The sequence below is a fragment of the Microcoleus sp. S13_C5 genome (assembly GCF_036700845.1).
Classification (GTDB): Bacteria; Cyanobacteriota; Cyanobacteriia; order Cyanobacteriales; family Microcoleaceae; genus Microcoleus.
In genome coordinates, this window is the sequence record NZ_JAUBPR010000068.1 from 20,902 (window position 1) to 35,588 (window position 14,687).

The window sequence follows — 14,687 nt, forward strand, 5'->3', positions numbered from 1 at the left end:
CATGTCAATTAGTTCACTTCCTAAAGCCCTTCGCGTCTTGGCTAAAGCCAAGCAGGTTTTTGCCCAATCCAGAAATCCTTACCCCCCCTCTTTGCGGAACGGGCGAGTTCACCAGTGGTTTAAGTGGTTAGCCCCCGGACTGTTAGTGAAACGGTGGCTGCTGATCAGTGCCAGCGGCGTGGTACTTGCCACTTTGGGTTTAGCGATTTGGACTGGGATGACTCCCATTTTCTTCTTATTGCAATTGTTGAGAAATTTTTTGGCGTGGATTGCGGAAGTTATTCCTAATTACGTGTCGGGCCCGATCATCATTGCTGGCGGGATTTTGTTAATTCTGTGGGGGCAAACTCGCAGTTTGAACTCTATTACTCAAGTGCTGATGCCGGAAGGCAATGAGGAACTGGTCGATCGACTCCTCAACCACCGCCGCTTGCACCGCGGCCCGAAAATTGTGGCAATTGGGGGCGGTACAGGTCTTTCTAATTTGCTCAGGGGATTGAAGGATTACAGTGCCAAAATCACTGCTATTGTCACGGTGGCCGATGATGGGGGGTCTTCCGGGCGGCTGCGGCGGGAAATTGGGGTATTGCCGCCCGGAGACATTCGCAATTGTTTGGCGGCTTTGGCAGATGAGGAAAAGTTATTGACTGAGTTATTTCAATATCGCTTTCAGGCTGGTGATGGTTTGGTGGGTCACAGTTTTGGGAATTTGTTTTTGACGGCGATGAGCGACATTGCTGGAGATTTGGAACAGGCGATCGCCGCGAGTTCTAAAGTTTTAGCAGTAAGAGGAGAGGTGCTGCCGGCTACCCTGAGCGACGTTTCTTTGTGGGCAGAACTGGCTGACGGCCGGAGGATTGAGGGGGAGTCCAGCATTACAAAAGCTAACGGAAAAATCATCAAAATTGGCTGCACTCCTGCTAATCCTCCGGCGTTGCCCAAGGTGGCCCAAGCACTTCGGGAAGCGGATTTTATCATTATTGGGCCGGGGAGTCTTTTTACGAGTGTTATTCCGAATTTGTTGGTGCCCGAAATTGCTGATGCGATCGCCAACAGCGAAGTTCCGCGCATTTATGTGTGCAATATTATGACTCAGCCGGGGGAAACAGACGGATACAGTGTTGCAGACCACATTCGGGCGATCGACCGCGCTTGCGGCAGGCCGCTGTTCGATGCTGTAGTCGTTCAAGGAAAAGTCCCTTCTGCAAAGGCTTTGATCCGCTATTCTCAGGAGGATTCTTATCCGGTTGTACTCGATCGAGAAGCCGTAACGCAATTGGGGCGGCGAGTTGTCATCGCCAATGTTATGGATGAAGATGAAAATACGGGTTTAATTCGCCACAATTCACAAAGATTGGCGGGAATGTTGCTGCGTTGGTACGGCCGCGCCCAGAACATTTAAGCTGGTGACTGTTAACTGTTGACTGTTGACTGTTGACTAATGTTATTGGTTATTGGTTATTAGCAGTCGCAAGCGAGTAATAAATAACAAATGACTAACGACTCATGACTAATTATTGAAATGAAAACTTTGCTTCCCGATTCTGAGGCTACGCGCAAGTTTGGTGTTGCGTTAGGTCGATCGCTCCCTGCTGGCACTGTAATCTTATTACAAGGAGATTTAGGTGCGGGCAAGACTACCTTGGTTCAAGGCATTGCTGAAGGTTTAGGAATCTCCGACTCGATCGAAAGTCCTACTTTCACGCTGATTAACGAGTATTTTACAGGGCGAGTTCCGCTGTATCATCTAGATTTGTATCGACTGGAACCCGAAGAAGCGGAGGCTTTGCACTTGGAAAGTTATTGGGACGGACTAGAAAGGGATTTGGGAATTGTGGCGATCGAATGGGCGGAAAGATTGCTGTACAAACCAGAAAATTATTTGCAAACTTCTTTAAGTTATCTAGATAACGGGCGGCAAGTTGAAGTAATTGGTGATGGCGAGTTATTGGATTGGCCATGGGAAAAGTGAGAAAGGGCGATCGAACTTACTGCGGCGGGCGGTTGACTCGAATTAATTGGTCTCTCAAACTTTCTTCACCAGCAATAGCATCATTGATGCGTATTGCCAACATTTCTACATTCCGATTTTTGGTACAAACAATAATACCAGAGTAGTCTGGCTGTTGGTTGTGCAGTCCGATAAAATCAAACCGATTTAATGTCAAAACAGCTCTATCTTTGCTTATAGCAAATGCTAGCACCTCTGGATCGGGAATCCCAAGTCCTGCTTATCCTGCTTCCTGAACAGTCAGGATATTGTGACCCAAAGCGCGCAGCAATTGCACAACGGGCAAAGGAAATTGTTCGTCTGCATACAAATTCAGCATGACTCAGGCTTCATCATTCTTGCAGATTGCTTCTTCGATTTCCTCCAGATGTGCATCAGCATAAGTCCAAACATTGACTAGATCTGCCGCGCTGAGATGGGGATAAAATTGTAGAAGTTCAGCATCGCTTGAACCTTCACGGCGAAAACTTTCAAGCAGCCAAACTGGGATGCGAGTTTTGGCAATGCAAGCATCGCCGCCACACACGTCGGGAGTTTTGGTAATTCCTGGCCAGCTATTGTTTAAACTTCGGGTTAAAAGCCGGATGGCTTCAGCTTTTTCAGTCGGAGTTAAGGCCAGGAGTTGTGTTTCTAGTTCTTGGAGAAGCATGGATAATATCGCCTTTGCGATCGGGAATACCCAATTATAACCCTTGAGTTAAATTCATGCTTACTCAGCGTCAAATGTCAAGGTTTCTCCCCTCACATTTGTATCCAATTTACCATTCTCAAAAACAACTTTTCCTCCAACAACAGTCACAACTGGCCACCCAGTCAAACTCCAACCTTCAAAGGGACTCCAGCCACACTTAGTCACCATTTCTTCTCGCACCACAGGTCGATAATTATCCAAATCTACTAATACCAAATCGGCATCAAAACCCGGAGAAATGGCCCCTTTATTGGGAATCTTATAAGCCTTAGCAACTGCCGCCGACATCCAATTAGCAACTTGAGCAACGGTACATCTGCCCTCTACTGCTTGCGTCAGCATCAAAGGCAAAGAAGTTTCGACTCCCGGCATTCCAGACGGCGTGTTCGGATAATCTTGAGCTTTTTCTGCTAATGTATGCGGCGCATGGTCGGTGGCGATAAAATCAATTACGCCGTCGAGTAAAGCTTGCCAAAGTATTTCGTTATCGCGGGGTTCGCGCAAAGGCGGATTCATCTGAGCTAAACTGCCAATTTTTTGATAGGCGCTGGTATTTAACAACAAATGCTGCGGCGTAACTTCTGCTGTCACCCAACTCGGTTTTTCCTGGCGCAACAACTCAGCTTCGTCCCCTGTTGAAAGGTGCAGAATGTGCAGACGCCGCTGATATTTATTAGAAAGTTTTAATGCTAGCTGAGTTGCTAATAAAGCTGCTTGATTGTCTTGAATTTGCGAGTGAACAGCCACATCGGAAATCCCGGCAAATTCCTGACGCCTCTGATTGATTCTAGCTTGGTCTTCCGCGTGCACGGCAATCAGTCGATCGCCCTTGGCAAAAATCTGCTCTAAAGTTGCTTCTCCATCCACCAACAACTGCCCGTGCATCGAACCCATAAACACCTTAATTCCCGGAGTCGGATTCGCATTCAACAAATCCGGCAAATTCTCGGGCGTTGCACCAATAAAAAAGCCGTAATTCACCAAACACTTCTCGGCAGCGCGACTTAGTTTATCATCTAAGGCAGCTTGGGTTGTGGTCAGAGGTCGCGTATTCGGCATTTCCAGAAACGAGGTCACGCCGCCTTTAGCGCAAGCACAGCTAGCGGTAAATAAGTCTTCCTTGTGTTCTAAACCCGGTTCCCGGAAGTGTACCTGGGGATCAATTACTCCGGGTAACAGAGTTAAGCCTTTCGCATCTATTTCTCGATCGCCAGATTCGACAATTTCCGCAGCAACTTTGACAATTTGGCGATCGCAGACTTGTACATCTCCTACCAAAAACTCACCATTGGGCAAAAGAATGCGAGCGCGACGGATTAACAAACTTGATTTGGGAGTCATAAGATATCATTAATTGAGTAAACAGCGTGCTAGCATGGAAGCATTATTAAGTTTATAATTCGTATCCAGCTCAGTCACTACAATACCCTATGACTCGTCTAGACAAGTCAGCCGACGAAAAACCTCCGCAAGACACCGAAAATCCTTGGATCGAAGGAATTAAGACGATCGGCTTAGCAGCATTTTTGGCCTTTGGTATCCGCACCCTGGTTGCCGAAGCACGCTACATTCCCACCGGCTCGATGCTCCCAACCTTACAAATTAACGATCGATTAATTATAGATAAGGTGAGCTATCGATTCCAAGACCCCCACCGAGGAGATATTATCGTATTTATGCCTCCCGATCCGGCTAGTTTGTGCACGGGACAGCCGCCACCGATCAAAGATGCCTATATCAAGCGAGTGATCGGACTTCCAGGGGACACTGTGGAAGTCAAAGACGGAAAAGTTTTTATTAACAAGCAGCCACTACAGGAAAAATATATTGAAGAAATTCCGCAGTATCCCTACGGGCCTGTAGTTGTAGCTCCAAATTCTTACTTGGTGCTCGGCGACAACCGCAACGCAAGCTGTGACAGCCATTATTGGGGCTTTGTACCGAGGCAAAATATCATCGGTAGGGCAATTGTGCGTTTTTGGCCACTCAACCGCACAGGTTCGATCGACCCCACGCCCCTTTATCCCGCTAAAAATTAGCTCTAACGGAAGGAAGAAGGAAGAAGGCAAATTCAATAAGAGCAAGGGTTTCGGTGATTAAGAACATCCTAATCGTCTTGCCGCTTGCTATACAAAACGCGAGGGATATTAGATCCCCGACTTCTTCAAGAAGCCGGGGATCTAAGCTGACTGACTGGATCAAATCTAAAATCTAAAATCTAAAATCGCCTGACGTTTCGCGATCGAGCACTTTCACAACTTTGTTATACATCTCCTCAGCTTCTTGCTGCGAATTGCCGATACTCGTCAATCCCAATTTGCCAAACTCCGACAAACAACCCATTAAATGAAACACACTGCCCGTCTCTGTACCGCTGTCAAAGTGCAGTTGATTGTCAGCAATAATATCCATCAAATCGTTCGGTAATAATCCCCGATAGCGCTCTTTTTTCAAATTGTCCGAAGCGACATAATATTTCGGACGGCCCTGCTGGCTGTAAAATAATCCGGTAGTACGATCGTACCGACCGTTTGTTAACAGCTTCAAAGCCATAAACGGATGAGTTGTGCCTCCTTTACGTAAGTTAATTTCTATTGCTTGGATATCCCATTTCCCATCGGATTGCTTTACAGCGAGAAAATCTACTCCAAATCTCTCTAAAGCCCCTTTTTTAGCTAAGTTTTGCCCGACTTTCCATCCCAATTCTTGCAACGCCAGCCGGTAAGATTCGTCCGCCGGAAATCGGCAACCCAAGAAAATTTGGCCGTCTGGGCCTCCTAAAATCTGGTCGTGAGTGGAGAGGATTTCTACTTCGCCGCTGGGAATAATTCTGCCTTGAACACTGGGCGAGAACTTTTCTTGTCCTTCGATAAATGCTTCGGCAATTGCCCCTAATTCGGGAATGCGGCTGCTAAAATTTTCCCAGGTTTCGCCTGTGGATTGAAAGCGCAAATTATGGAAGCAATCCCCAATTGCCTTCGCTCTTTCTTGAGGCGCTTTACTTGCCAGGGAACGCAGATCTAGAAGTGCATTTCCTTCCCCCGAAAAACCTTCATTTAACTTAATTACCATCCGCTGCAAATCCGGCTGCCGTTCCCACAATTGAGCGGCAGCTTCTGCTAAATCTTCCGCATTCCAAACCAACTCGGAACCGTCAGGATAAGGCACGCCACATTCTTGGAAAATTTGCCTGCTGCCACTTTTGGTTCCCCAGTATAACAGATCGGGATCGCTGGCCCACAAAGGAATCCCCAATTTAACAGATAACTCCCGTTCTAAGGGCGTCGAGTTATAACAAACCATATAAGATTTTGTCGGCCGCACTGCTTGACGAATGCGCTCCATCAAGCGGGGACGATCTAAAATTTTCTGGGTGAGGGATTTGGCAGAAGCATCGTAAGCACTGAATAGCACAAGCCGGTCGCGCGCGTGAGAAAATGGAATTCCCGGCAGCAATTGCAGGTAATAATCCACAATCATCGGGTGCAAGGGCTCCGAGGTAATGTAAATTAAGCGCGTGCGGGGATTTCGCAGGCGAATTAATGAAAATAAATGTCGCTCTTCGTAGTGGTAAGCACCCTCAATTTTCCGCATTTCTTGCTGATCTAAGCTGACAGAAGGAATGATAATAATGTCACAATCTCCGCTGTCAAATTCTTCTACCGCTCGCCAACGTTCGCGTAATTCTGTCTGAAGATTGCGAAACTTCTGCGCGGATTCGGAAGATGAACTATTTAACTCTTGCATGGCTTTTTATCCTAAGTATTCAAATAATTATTGCTGATGATGTCGGGTGTGTCAGCCCCAATACTTGAGACAACTCACACAGTTTTTTTGTCTGACGCACTTTACCGGGAATCTTGACAAAAATACCCAAATAGTGATTTAAGGTGCGTCAGTCGAAATATTTGAGGCAACTCAAACAGTTTTTTCTGACCCGCCCAAAAACCGATACCGTGCCACGTACTCCTGTCGTGAAGCTCCCAAAATTTTAGACCAAAGTTTAATCTCCTAGATTCATCTGTGGAATACATCTAAAATCTAAAATCTAAAATCTAAAATCGACTGACGCACCCTACCGGGGACGATCGTCCATTTCTGTCAATCTGCTCTAAGAAGCTCGCCGCGCTCGAAAAAGTCTGGCATACGGCAAAATTGGCTCTAAGCGGCGTTGATTTTGCTTGAATGCCGATCGCAATTTTTCCGAAGGGCGGAACACCAAAGGAGCCGAATATTTGTTGAGCATCTCGATTTCTGGGGACTGGCTCAGCAGCATCAGCCGCACGTCTTTGTCGAGCAAATAACTCAGAGACAGCAAATCTCCCATGTTCGTAAAATCGTTGCCACGATCGCTAATTACAATTGTATCTTTAATCGACCTGTTAGCTATCGCCTGTTTGTTAATAATTTTCGCAACTTCAGCATTAAAATAGCTCAAGTCTTTGCTCCACCAAGTATCAGAAAAAGCGCTGACAGTACAGGATGCTACACTTGCTGTAAATACCAAGGCTAAAATGACTTGCCAAAACCGCTGCTGAGTTTTCAAGTTACTTGCGAGCAAGTAAGCAACTGCTAGCTGCACTCCCGGAAAGCAGGAAATTAGATAACGGCTGACGGCGGAACGTTTGCCACCTAGGATTAGATCCGGTAATGCCAGTATCAAAAAAGGTACAAAAATTGATGTTAAAATAAACAGCCAAGTTGAACTGCTAGTCCGGCGGCAGATTTGGTAAATGGCTGCCGCAATTAACAGCAAAAATGGCAATCTCAGCAGATAAGTCCAAATATTATCAAACCCGAAGTCGAAGTCAAAAAATAAGGCTGTAAAGCTGAGTACCCACAATTTGACAAGATACAGGCAACCCGGAGATACTCGCGTCCAATCTGTCGTAGAGGAGGCACGTTCCAGGTTTGTCGCCAGCACGTAAATCCAGGGGATATACAATATTAAAGCTGCTGTTACTGCTAAAAAAAATTGGGAATTAGTGACGTGACCTTCTAATTCTCTTTTTTTGACGAACAACCAGTAAGCAATTATAAAAACTCCGTGTCCAATGAGTGTTAAACTGAAGAACGGGTGAGTGTATAAACCAAGGGCGATCGCCAGCGAGTAAAATACCCAATTTTGCCAATCCCGCAACCGCACTGCTCTCAGCAGCAGCCAACTGCTGCCAATAACTGTGGCTGTCAGCAAACTGTACTGCCTTGCTGTCTGAGCAAACAATATGTCAAAGGGAGATAAAGTCAAAAGTGCTGTTGCTAATAACGCAGCCAAATTCGAGGCGAAAAGTTCCTGAGCTAAAGCGTACATCAAAGGCAGCGACAGCAAACTCAATATTGCTGGCAGACTGCGAGATGCTGTTAGAGAACTGCCAAATTGCTGCATCCACCAACGAGCCATGAGAAAGTATAAAGGCGGATGCTGCGGGTCTTCTAGTGCTAAAGAACGAATTGTGTCTGCTTCTGTACTTCCCGGTTTAATCCGCTGATATTTTTGCAATTCTGGTGCGGGAACAATCCGGTTTTGGAATAGTTCGTCGTCGATTTCTTGGCGTGTGAAACCAGCGGCGCGGATTGATGTGTAAGCTTCGTCGTGCCAGTACAGTTTGCGATCGATCTCAAAAAACCGAAATCCGATACCAAGTAAAATGCCGATCGCCAATAAGTTCATCAGCCAGCGGGAATTTTGGGTATTAACAGATGTGTCTTGATGTGTTGTAGATCCCATGCTTGTCCTAATTGTGGCGATTTCCTCCGGGATAGCTACGCTTCACGGAATTTGGAACTGTAGACCATAACCTCACTCCCAGAGCGATCGATACCAACTACATCCCCCAACAGACGATCATTCTACCCTCTGCCGGATGCCGAATAGCTCTACATCAGTGCGTTGTGAAAGCTGGCTCAGGCTGAACCACCCCCAAAATCAAGAATCTTAAACCAAATCCCCGCAGAACCTCCAGAGCCAAAAAATAACTGCTAACATACGTGTTGTACAGTTAATCAACAAGCTCCGCAAGGGGTCTACCCGCGTACCGCAAATGGCAAAAAGAGATACGTCTATAAAAACTTCCACTGAAAACTCAGAAAAGCAAAAAGCTCTAACTTCCGTACTCTCCCAAATCGAGCGCAGCTTTGGCAAAGGGGCGATCGTCCGATTGGGAGACTCCACTCGCATGAGGGTAGAAACCATTCCCACCGGAGCCCTGACACTGGACATTGCTTTGGGCGGCGGTTTGCCAAAAGGCCGAGTCATTGAAATTTACGGCCCGGAAAGTTCCGGTAAAACCACTCTAGCTCTCCACGCGATCGCCGAAGTCCAAAAATCCGGCGGTATCGCAGCCTTCGTGGATGCCGAACACGCCCTCGATCCCACCTACGCCTCAGCTTTAGGCGTGGATATTGAAAATCTCTTAGTTTCCCAGCCGGATACCGGCGAAATGGCCCTCGAAATTGTCGATCAACTCGTGCGTTCCGTCGCCGTCGATATCGTAGTAATTGACTCCGTAGCCGCCCTCGTCCCCCGCGCCGAAATCGAAGGCGACATGGGCGACTCCCACATGGGTTTGCAAGCGCGCTTGATGAGCCAAGCTTTGCGGAAAATCACCGGTAATATCGGCAAATCTGGTTGTACCGTCATTTTCCTCAACCAATTGCGGCAGAAAATCGGCGTAACTTACGGCAACCCCGAAACCACAACCGGCGGTAACGCACTCAAATTCTACGCCAGCGTGCGGCTTGACATTCGCCGCATTCAAAGCTTGAAAAAAGGTACAGAAGAATACGGCAACCGCACGAAAGTTAAAGTTGCTAAAAATAAAGTTGCTCCGCCTTTCCGTATTGCCGAATTTGATATTGTATTTGGCAAAGGCATTTCTACTTTAGGCTGTCTGACTGACTTGGCCGACGAAATGGGAGTAATTCTGAAAAAAGGTTCTTGGTATAGCTACAACGGAGAGAACATAGCTCAAGGACGAGACAAAGTGATCCAGCACATGGAGAAAAACATCGATTTCAAAAATGAAATTGAGGAGCTAGTTAAAAAGAAACTTGAGACTGGTGCTGTGGTTTCTGCTAATTCTGTCGCTCCTGTTGAGGTAGATGATGTAGATGATGTAGATGATGTAGATGATGTAGATGATGTAGATGATGTAGACAATGTAGAGGATTTGGAAGAAATCTAAATCTTTTAGTCAATAAATCCGATAGCTGTTAGAGCTCCGACTTTTTAAAGAAGTCGGGGCTCTGTTTATTCTGTTTTTTTAAGATGTAGGGGTAAAGCATTTGAGAGAATACAAAGAACCCCCACTTCTTCGATGAAGTCGGGGTTCTAAAATAAGAGTATTTCACCAGGTTGTTTAATGTTGAGGAGTTTGGTGGAAGGAAATCTCTAAAACTTCTATCTGCTGGTTGAGAGTAGCAGAGCGCTTCTGAGCATATTTGTCGTGCAGAAAAATAGTTAAGCCCACACCCACTGGCAACACAAAATAGATAAATCCCAGCAACATCTGAGCAATTTCTTCTTGGGCTGCTGCATCGACTTGAGGCGCAGCAGTAGGTTGACTTGTCGTGCTGTTGACTGGCTGCTGATTGGATTGCTCGATCGCCTGTGCTTTTACTTGCGGTTGAGCTTCCTGGGCGATCGCCCCAGAAGCAGTTCCCAAGCATCCAGCCAGTGCTACACATACTGTCAGGAAACTAAAAAGTCTTGATTTAACTAATCCGTTGTTCATGGCACTGGTTGAGTGGCGATCGCCTGGCTGAGTTTCTTTTTCGGTTAAGCGTACAAGCATTTTTACTTACCTGTAATTAAAATAAATTTAATTTCTGTATTCAAATATACTGTTTTTTTTATTTTAATGCAATAAGTATTTATTACTAAAATTAGGTTTAAATGCAATATCTGCATTAATTCCATGCCCCAATAGGGGTTTTGAGTACAAACAGTAACTTTGTATACAATTTTTCCTCTGGACATCCACTTGAATGGGAACGCAACATAAAAGCACGATCGTAAATAAACCGTTACCCCAAACAGTTAGAAAGTCAACTCGAAATTAATAATCTGTATTATTTATGAGGACAAGTTATATATGCTTCAAGGGCTTTTATCGTTCAGAGGACCTTTTCGGATTCTGAACCTGAGTTGGTTTGCTTTTTTCTTAACTTTCGTAGTTTGGTTCAACTACGCACCCTTCAGCACAACGGTGCAGCACGATTTGGGACTGACAGTTGGGCAAGCCAGAATCATCAGTCTGTGCAACCTAGCTTTCGCAATTCCTGCACGTATTATTATCGGGATGTTGCTCGATCGCTTCGGACCTCGCATCACCTTCTCTTCACTCCTGGTGTATGCAGCATTTCCGACTCTGGCATTCGCCTTTGCCCAAAACTTTAATCAGTTGGTTTTGAGCCGTTTGGCAATGGGAATTGTCGGCGCTGGATTCGTGGTTGGCATTCGCTTAGTTGCCGAATGGTTTCCCCCAAAAGATATCGGCTTCGCTCAAGGTATCTATGGAGGCTGGGGCAACTTTGGCTCTTTTGCCGCAGAAGCAGTGTTACCAGCGATCGCGGCAGGAACAGCTTTTCTCTCAGTCGGACACACAAATTGGCGGCTGGCGATCGCCCTTACTGGGATTGCCGCAGCAGTTTTCGGAGTCATTTTTTACTGCAACGTTCAAGACACTCCTCCCGGCAAAGTTTATCAACGCCCGGCCCGCAACGGCGCAATGGAAGTCACCAGCGCCAAAAGCTTTTGGGCACTGTCGATCACCAATATTCCTCTATTTGGTGCCTTAGCTTTGATTGTGTGGCGGTTGCAGAAAGCCAATTTTCTGACTGCAAATGTGATGTACGCTATTTGGATTAGTTTGACAGCACTGTATTTAATTCAGGCTTACAAAGCCTGGCAAGTTAACCGAGAAGTTGTCACCGGTCAAAAACATTACCCACCTCAAGAACGCTATCACATCAGTCAAGTATTCGTATTAGAACTAGCTTATGCAGTCAGCTTTGGTTCAGAGCTCGCTGTGGTTTCCATGTTACCGGAATTTTTTGAACACACCTTCAATATAAATCATGCGATCGCCGGGCCGATAGCTGCTACCTATCCCCTGATGAACTTGGTCAGCCGTCCAGCCGGAGGCTTAATTTCTGACAAAATCGGCAGCCGCAAGTGGACGCTGACAGTGATGACCGGCGGAGTGGGATTGGGGTATTTAATTATGAGCCAAATTACGGCAAACTGGCATTTAGCAATTGTGATTATCCTGACCATGTTATGTGCCTTCTTTGTCTTCGCCGCAGCAGGCGCAACTTTTGGCATCGCCTCTTTAATTAAACGAGAAGTAACTGGTCAAATTGCCGGCAATATCGGTGCTTACGGCAGTGTCGGCTCTGTAATTTACGCCACCCTTTATAGCTTTCTTCCCCAAACAGTTGGAGGCAACCGCAGCTTCTTTGAGGTACTCGGAACTGCTGCTGTAGTTGTCTGCTTCCTTTGTGTTTTTATCCTGAAGGAACCGAAGGTTATTGAAAGCCAAGATTTGGCAGAAGAAGCTATGCTGCTGGGCCACTAAATCGCAAATCAAGTTTTAATTACAACAACTTAAAACAAGAGAACACCCCGCCGCCCGACTTCTTTATTTAAGAAGTCGGGCTTTGAGATGAGCACCAGTTTATTTATCACTTTTGTCACTTACTGTGGCAAAGAAACTGGCTCTATGTATTGAGAATTAGCGCGCACATAACAACCTTGTCTTGTCAGCAACCAGGGTTGACCGTTCGCCATCGTAATAGCATTTGCTCCCCTGAGTTCAGCAGCAACTGTATCTCTATCCGCGCGGTAAACTTGTTGAATTGCTCCGTTTGCAGTCTTGCGGCAGTTGAGTTGTCCATCTCGCGAGGTGACTCGCCAAGCAGGCCAAGTTACAAAACCATTTGTTTGACTCGACCAAGTATTAGCATTGCTAGAAGTATAGTCGCCACTTGCATTAGGACGCGGTAAAGCTTCGACTAAATTTACTTTAAATGTCTGGCCCATAGAAGGACAATTTTCTCCTGCTTTCACCTTCCAAGTAACTTCGGCTCCCAATTGGCTGCTCCTGCCAACTTGACGCCTGACAATGGCAATATCTCCAGAACAAACAATTTTTCTGCCAGGGCCGGTCGCACTGTCTTTGAAAGTCCCATTGTAATAGTAAGAGCCTGCTGCTCCTTCGGAACGGGTAATTTGAATATTGCCCAAAAATTCCCGATTGCCTACTTTGGTCAAGTAAAAACCGCTGGGATTGTTCCCTTTTTCTGACAGATTTAAAGTAGTTTTACCGTTAGGATTAACATAAGTCGTAGCGCTAGCAGCCGCGCACCAAATTAATGACACAACTCCTGTGGATAACCAAATGTCAAGTTTTTTCACAGCAACACCTTGTATGAATCTCTACTTTATTTATAGCTGTTGCTGAAAATACTTAGCCAGTCGCTCAAATGAGTGTCACTCATTTGAGCGACATTCTAACGACATACGGGCAATCCCCCATGATTGCCACTACAGATTCGGCAACCACAGGGGATTGGCACTACTGCGTAATTCCGAAAAATCAACTCTGTATAACTTCACCTTGCTTCAGCTCGCTTCAACTCTCTTCACTTGTATGCACCTGCATCACCATTCCTGCGAGCTTCCACTTCTGACTCATTGCAAGTTCCAATAATTAGCAGCAGAATAAATTTATATACGTAAGTAAGGGAGTTCCAATCAACGCTAGATACTGTGGATTTTACGGCTACTTCCGGGTGGGTCAAGTTGCCGCAAGTAACACTAGCCAGATTTTGGCAACTGGCAGATTTCACCTCTGAGACTGTGTGTAAAGAAATGTAAAAGCTCCTGAAACCCAATTGCTGTGACAGAAAGTACGGTTTCTAAGCTGAGTAGGTAAAAAAAAGTCGTCTTGATTCAGCGCAAAAATGAACTTGACAAACACCAATTAATTTGCCCGAAACTTAAATCATTGTTGAAGGGAGAATCAATCATGGCTGACGGTCAATTAGAAGTTATATTAAAGATGGCTCAAACAATTAATCCTCAAATTGAGAGCGATCGACATTTTGAAATAGACTTGGAAAAATGGCGCCAACTGCCAGCAGGAACATTAGGGTGCGAAGTGGCGCGATTTCTAGACGAACAAGGCTTTGAGCCGATCGCATCGGGAGACTGGATTCAGCGAAACCACGACGTTTGGGACGTTCTGACTGGTCTTTCAGCTTCAACAGAAGATGAATTTATACTTCAAGCGTTTACTCGCGTTCAAGTATTTCGTCCTTCTTGTGCGATTTTAGTGTGAGTTGGACTGATCAGCAGCAAATGCGTGATCGGACAAATTATCAAAGGCTTAAAACACGGAAAATTAGCCACTCGGCTAATTAATTGGGACGTTGCATCTGATTCGGAAACTCCTTTATCTGAAGTTCGAGAAAAACTCGGAATTCTAGCCTTAATTGATTAGATTTTAACTCGTTACCTCATTGCAAAAGTATGCAAAGCAAAAGTTACAAACCGGAAATTAGCCTGAGCCCACGGGAAAGAGCGATCGCGCAATTAGTAGCGCAAGGCCTGCCAAACAAATGTATTGCCAAAAATTTAAATATCAGTCACTGGACGGTTGCTACTTACGTGAGGCGGATTTTTATCAAACTCGGTGTTTGTTCCAGAACTGCAATGATTGCACTGCTGATCCAAGAAAATTTGCTCTGGGACTGATCAATAAGTAGGGTGCGTCAGCTAGCTTGAATTCTCTGGTCATCCAGAAACTCTAGGCACGACGCACCCTAAAAAAAACCTATCCCTAGACAGATGAAAACCCGGTTTAGCTGTAAAACCGGGTTTTTATTTGCAATGTTTAAAACCTTCTATCCCACATTCCGCAGATGTGGGTGGAATTTTTTTATCAGTTGTGAAAAGTGGGAACCCCAAAGTTTTTCCGTTGA

General features: G+C 45.7%; 14 protein-coding genes and 1 pseudogene. 8 read left to right on the plus strand and 7 right to left on the minus strand.

Going from position 1 to position 14,687, the window contains the following annotated elements; all coding sequences use genetic code 11:
- Position 1: 1 nt before the first annotated feature.
- Entirely contained in the window at positions 2 to 1,402 is a 1,401-nt protein-coding gene (locus tag QUA04_RS18050) for a gluconeogenesis factor YvcK family protein (protein ID WP_333258846.1), read from the plus strand.
- 120 nt (positions 1,403 to 1,522) lie between these two features.
- Positions 1,523 to 1,972 (plus strand): tRNA (adenosine(37)-N6)-threonylcarbamoyltransferase complex ATPase subunit type 1 TsaE, encoded by a 450-nt coding sequence (gene tsaE / locus QUA04_RS18055; RefSeq protein WP_333258847.1) that lies wholly within the window; start codon positions 1,523 to 1,525, stop codon positions 1,970 to 1,972.
- A 16-nt stretch (positions 1,973 to 1,988) separates the two neighbouring features.
- Here the strand turns inward: tsaE and QUA04_RS18060 are convergent.
- The 3 genes and pseudogenes from QUA04_RS18060 to QUA04_RS18070 all read right to left on the minus strand — a co-directional run bounded on the left by QUA04_RS18060 (position 1,989) and on the right by QUA04_RS18070 (position 4,043).
- A pseudogene (locus QUA04_RS18060) lies at positions 1,989 to 2,330 on the minus strand (DUF5615 family PIN-like protein).
- A gap of 3 nt (positions 2,331 to 2,333) precedes the next feature.
- On the minus strand, positions 2,334 to 2,660 hold the full coding sequence (locus QUA04_RS18065) for a DUF433 domain-containing protein (protein WP_333258850.1): 327 nt from the start codon (positions 2,658 to 2,660) through the stop codon (positions 2,334 to 2,336).
- Between the two features lie 60 nt (positions 2,661 to 2,720).
- Entirely contained in the window at positions 2,721 to 4,043 is a 1,323-nt protein-coding gene (locus QUA04_RS18070) for a dihydroorotase (protein WP_333258852.1), read from the minus strand.
- 89 nt (positions 4,044 to 4,132) lie between these two features.
- Here QUA04_RS18070 and lepB point away from each other — a divergent pair, with 89 nt between their 5' ends.
- Entirely contained in the window at positions 4,133 to 4,741 is a 609-nt protein-coding gene (lepB, locus tag QUA04_RS18075) for a signal peptidase I (RefSeq protein ID WP_333258854.1), read from the plus strand.
- Positions 4,742 to 4,913: 172 nt separating this feature from the next.
- Here lepB and QUA04_RS18080 read toward each other — a convergent pair whose 3' ends face one another.
- Together QUA04_RS18080 and QUA04_RS18085 are read right to left on the minus strand one after the other, a co-directional pair.
- The gene (locus tag QUA04_RS18080; protein WP_333258856.1) at positions 4,914 to 6,449 is read right to left on the minus strand and encodes a peptide ligase PGM1-related protein; all 1,536 of its coding nucleotides are present in this window, start codon (positions 6,447 to 6,449) and stop codon (positions 4,914 to 4,916) included.
- Positions 6,450 to 6,813: 364 nt separating this feature from the next.
- Complete coding sequence (locus tag QUA04_RS18085) at positions 6,814 to 8,430, minus strand: glycosyltransferase family 39 protein (RefSeq protein WP_333258858.1); 1,617 nt, start codon at positions 8,428 to 8,430, stop codon at positions 6,814 to 6,816.
- Positions 8,431 to 8,743: 313 nt separating this feature from the next.
- On the opposite strand from QUA04_RS18085, the gene recA reads away from it, so the two are divergent.
- Positions 8,744 to 9,886, plus strand: coding sequence for a recombinase RecA (recA, locus tag QUA04_RS18090; RefSeq protein ID WP_333258860.1), 1,143 nt, complete (start codon positions 8,744 to 8,746; stop codon positions 9,884 to 9,886).
- A 174-nt stretch (positions 9,887 to 10,060) separates the two neighbouring features.
- Here recA and QUA04_RS18095 read toward each other — a convergent pair whose 3' ends face one another.
- Positions 10,061 to 10,495 (minus strand): hypothetical protein, encoded by a 435-nt coding sequence (locus QUA04_RS18095; RefSeq protein ID WP_333258862.1) that lies wholly within the window; start codon positions 10,493 to 10,495, stop codon positions 10,061 to 10,063.
- 300 nt (positions 10,496 to 10,795) lie between these two features.
- Between QUA04_RS18095 and QUA04_RS18100 the strand changes: the two genes are divergently transcribed.
- On the plus strand, positions 10,796 to 12,280 hold the full coding sequence (locus QUA04_RS18100; RefSeq protein WP_333258864.1) for a NarK family nitrate/nitrite MFS transporter: 1,485 nt from the start codon (positions 10,796 to 10,798) through the stop codon (positions 12,278 to 12,280).
- Between the two features lie 119 nt (positions 12,281 to 12,399).
- On the opposite strand, the gene QUA04_RS18105 is transcribed toward QUA04_RS18100, so the two are convergent.
- On the minus strand, positions 12,400 to 13,083 hold the full coding sequence (locus QUA04_RS18105; protein WP_333258866.1) for a hypothetical protein: 684 nt from the start codon (positions 13,081 to 13,083) through the stop codon (positions 12,400 to 12,402).
- 649 nt (positions 13,084 to 13,732) lie between these two features.
- On the opposite strand from QUA04_RS18105, the gene QUA04_RS18110 reads away from it, so the two are divergent.
- From QUA04_RS18110 to QUA04_RS18120, 3 genes are read left to right on the plus strand one after another with little or no spacing between them, the layout of a single operon-like run.
- Positions 13,733 to 14,044, plus strand: a complete 312-nt coding sequence (locus QUA04_RS18110) for a hypothetical protein (protein ID WP_333258868.1) — start codon at positions 13,733 to 13,735, stop codon at positions 14,042 to 14,044.
- Positions 14,045 to 14,068: 24 nt separating this feature from the next.
- Positions 14,069 to 14,206, plus strand: coding sequence for a hypothetical protein (locus QUA04_RS18115; protein WP_333258870.1), 138 nt, complete (start codon positions 14,069 to 14,071; stop codon positions 14,204 to 14,206).
- A gap of 29 nt (positions 14,207 to 14,235) precedes the next feature.
- On the plus strand, positions 14,236 to 14,460 hold the full coding sequence (locus tag QUA04_RS18120; RefSeq protein ID WP_333036912.1) for a helix-turn-helix transcriptional regulator: 225 nt from the start codon (positions 14,236 to 14,238) through the stop codon (positions 14,458 to 14,460).
- The last annotated feature ends 227 nt before the right edge of the window (positions 14,461 to 14,687 follow it).

What these genes read in the sequence shown, in the direction of transcription:
- lepB (WP_333258854.1), top strand. Translation starts at nt 4,133, where the DNA reads ATGACTCGTCTAGACAAGTCAGCCGACGAAAAACCTCCGCAAGACACC.
- QUA04_RS18095 (WP_333258862.1), bottom strand. Translation starts at nt 10,495, where the DNA reads ATGCTTGTACGCTTAACCGAAAAAGAAACTCAGCCAGGCGATCGCCAC.
- QUA04_RS18065 (WP_333258850.1), bottom strand. Translation starts at nt 2,660, where the DNA reads ATGCTTCTCCAAGAACTAGAAACACAACTCCTGGCCTTAACTCCGACT.
- QUA04_RS18100 (WP_333258864.1), top strand. Translation starts at nt 10,796, where the DNA reads ATGCTTCAAGGGCTTTTATCGTTCAGAGGACCTTTTCGGATTCTGAAC.
- tsaE (WP_333258847.1), top strand. Translation starts at nt 1,523, where the DNA reads ATGAAAACTTTGCTTCCCGATTCTGAGGCTACGCGCAAGTTTGGTGTT.
- QUA04_RS18120 (WP_333036912.1), top strand. Translation starts at nt 14,236, where the DNA reads ATGCAAAGCAAAAGTTACAAACCGGAAATTAGCCTGAGCCCACGGGAA.
- QUA04_RS18085 (WP_333258858.1), bottom strand. Translation starts at nt 8,430, where the DNA reads ATGGGATCTACAACACATCAAGACACATCTGTTAATACCCAAAATTCC.
- recA (WP_333258860.1), top strand. Translation starts at nt 8,744, where the DNA reads ATGGCAAAAAGAGATACGTCTATAAAAACTTCCACTGAAAACTCAGAA.
- QUA04_RS18110 (WP_333258868.1), top strand. Translation starts at nt 13,733, where the DNA reads ATGGCTGACGGTCAATTAGAAGTTATATTAAAGATGGCTCAAACAATT.
- QUA04_RS18050 (WP_333258846.1), top strand. Translation starts at nt 2, where the DNA reads ATGTCAATTAGTTCACTTCCTAAAGCCCTTCGCGTCTTGGCTAAAGCC.
- QUA04_RS18080 (WP_333258856.1), bottom strand. Translation starts at nt 6,449, where the DNA reads ATGCAAGAGTTAAATAGTTCATCTTCCGAATCCGCGCAGAAGTTTCGC.
- QUA04_RS18070 (WP_333258852.1), bottom strand. Translation starts at nt 4,043, where the DNA reads ATGACTCCCAAATCAAGTTTGTTAATCCGTCGCGCTCGCATTCTTTTG.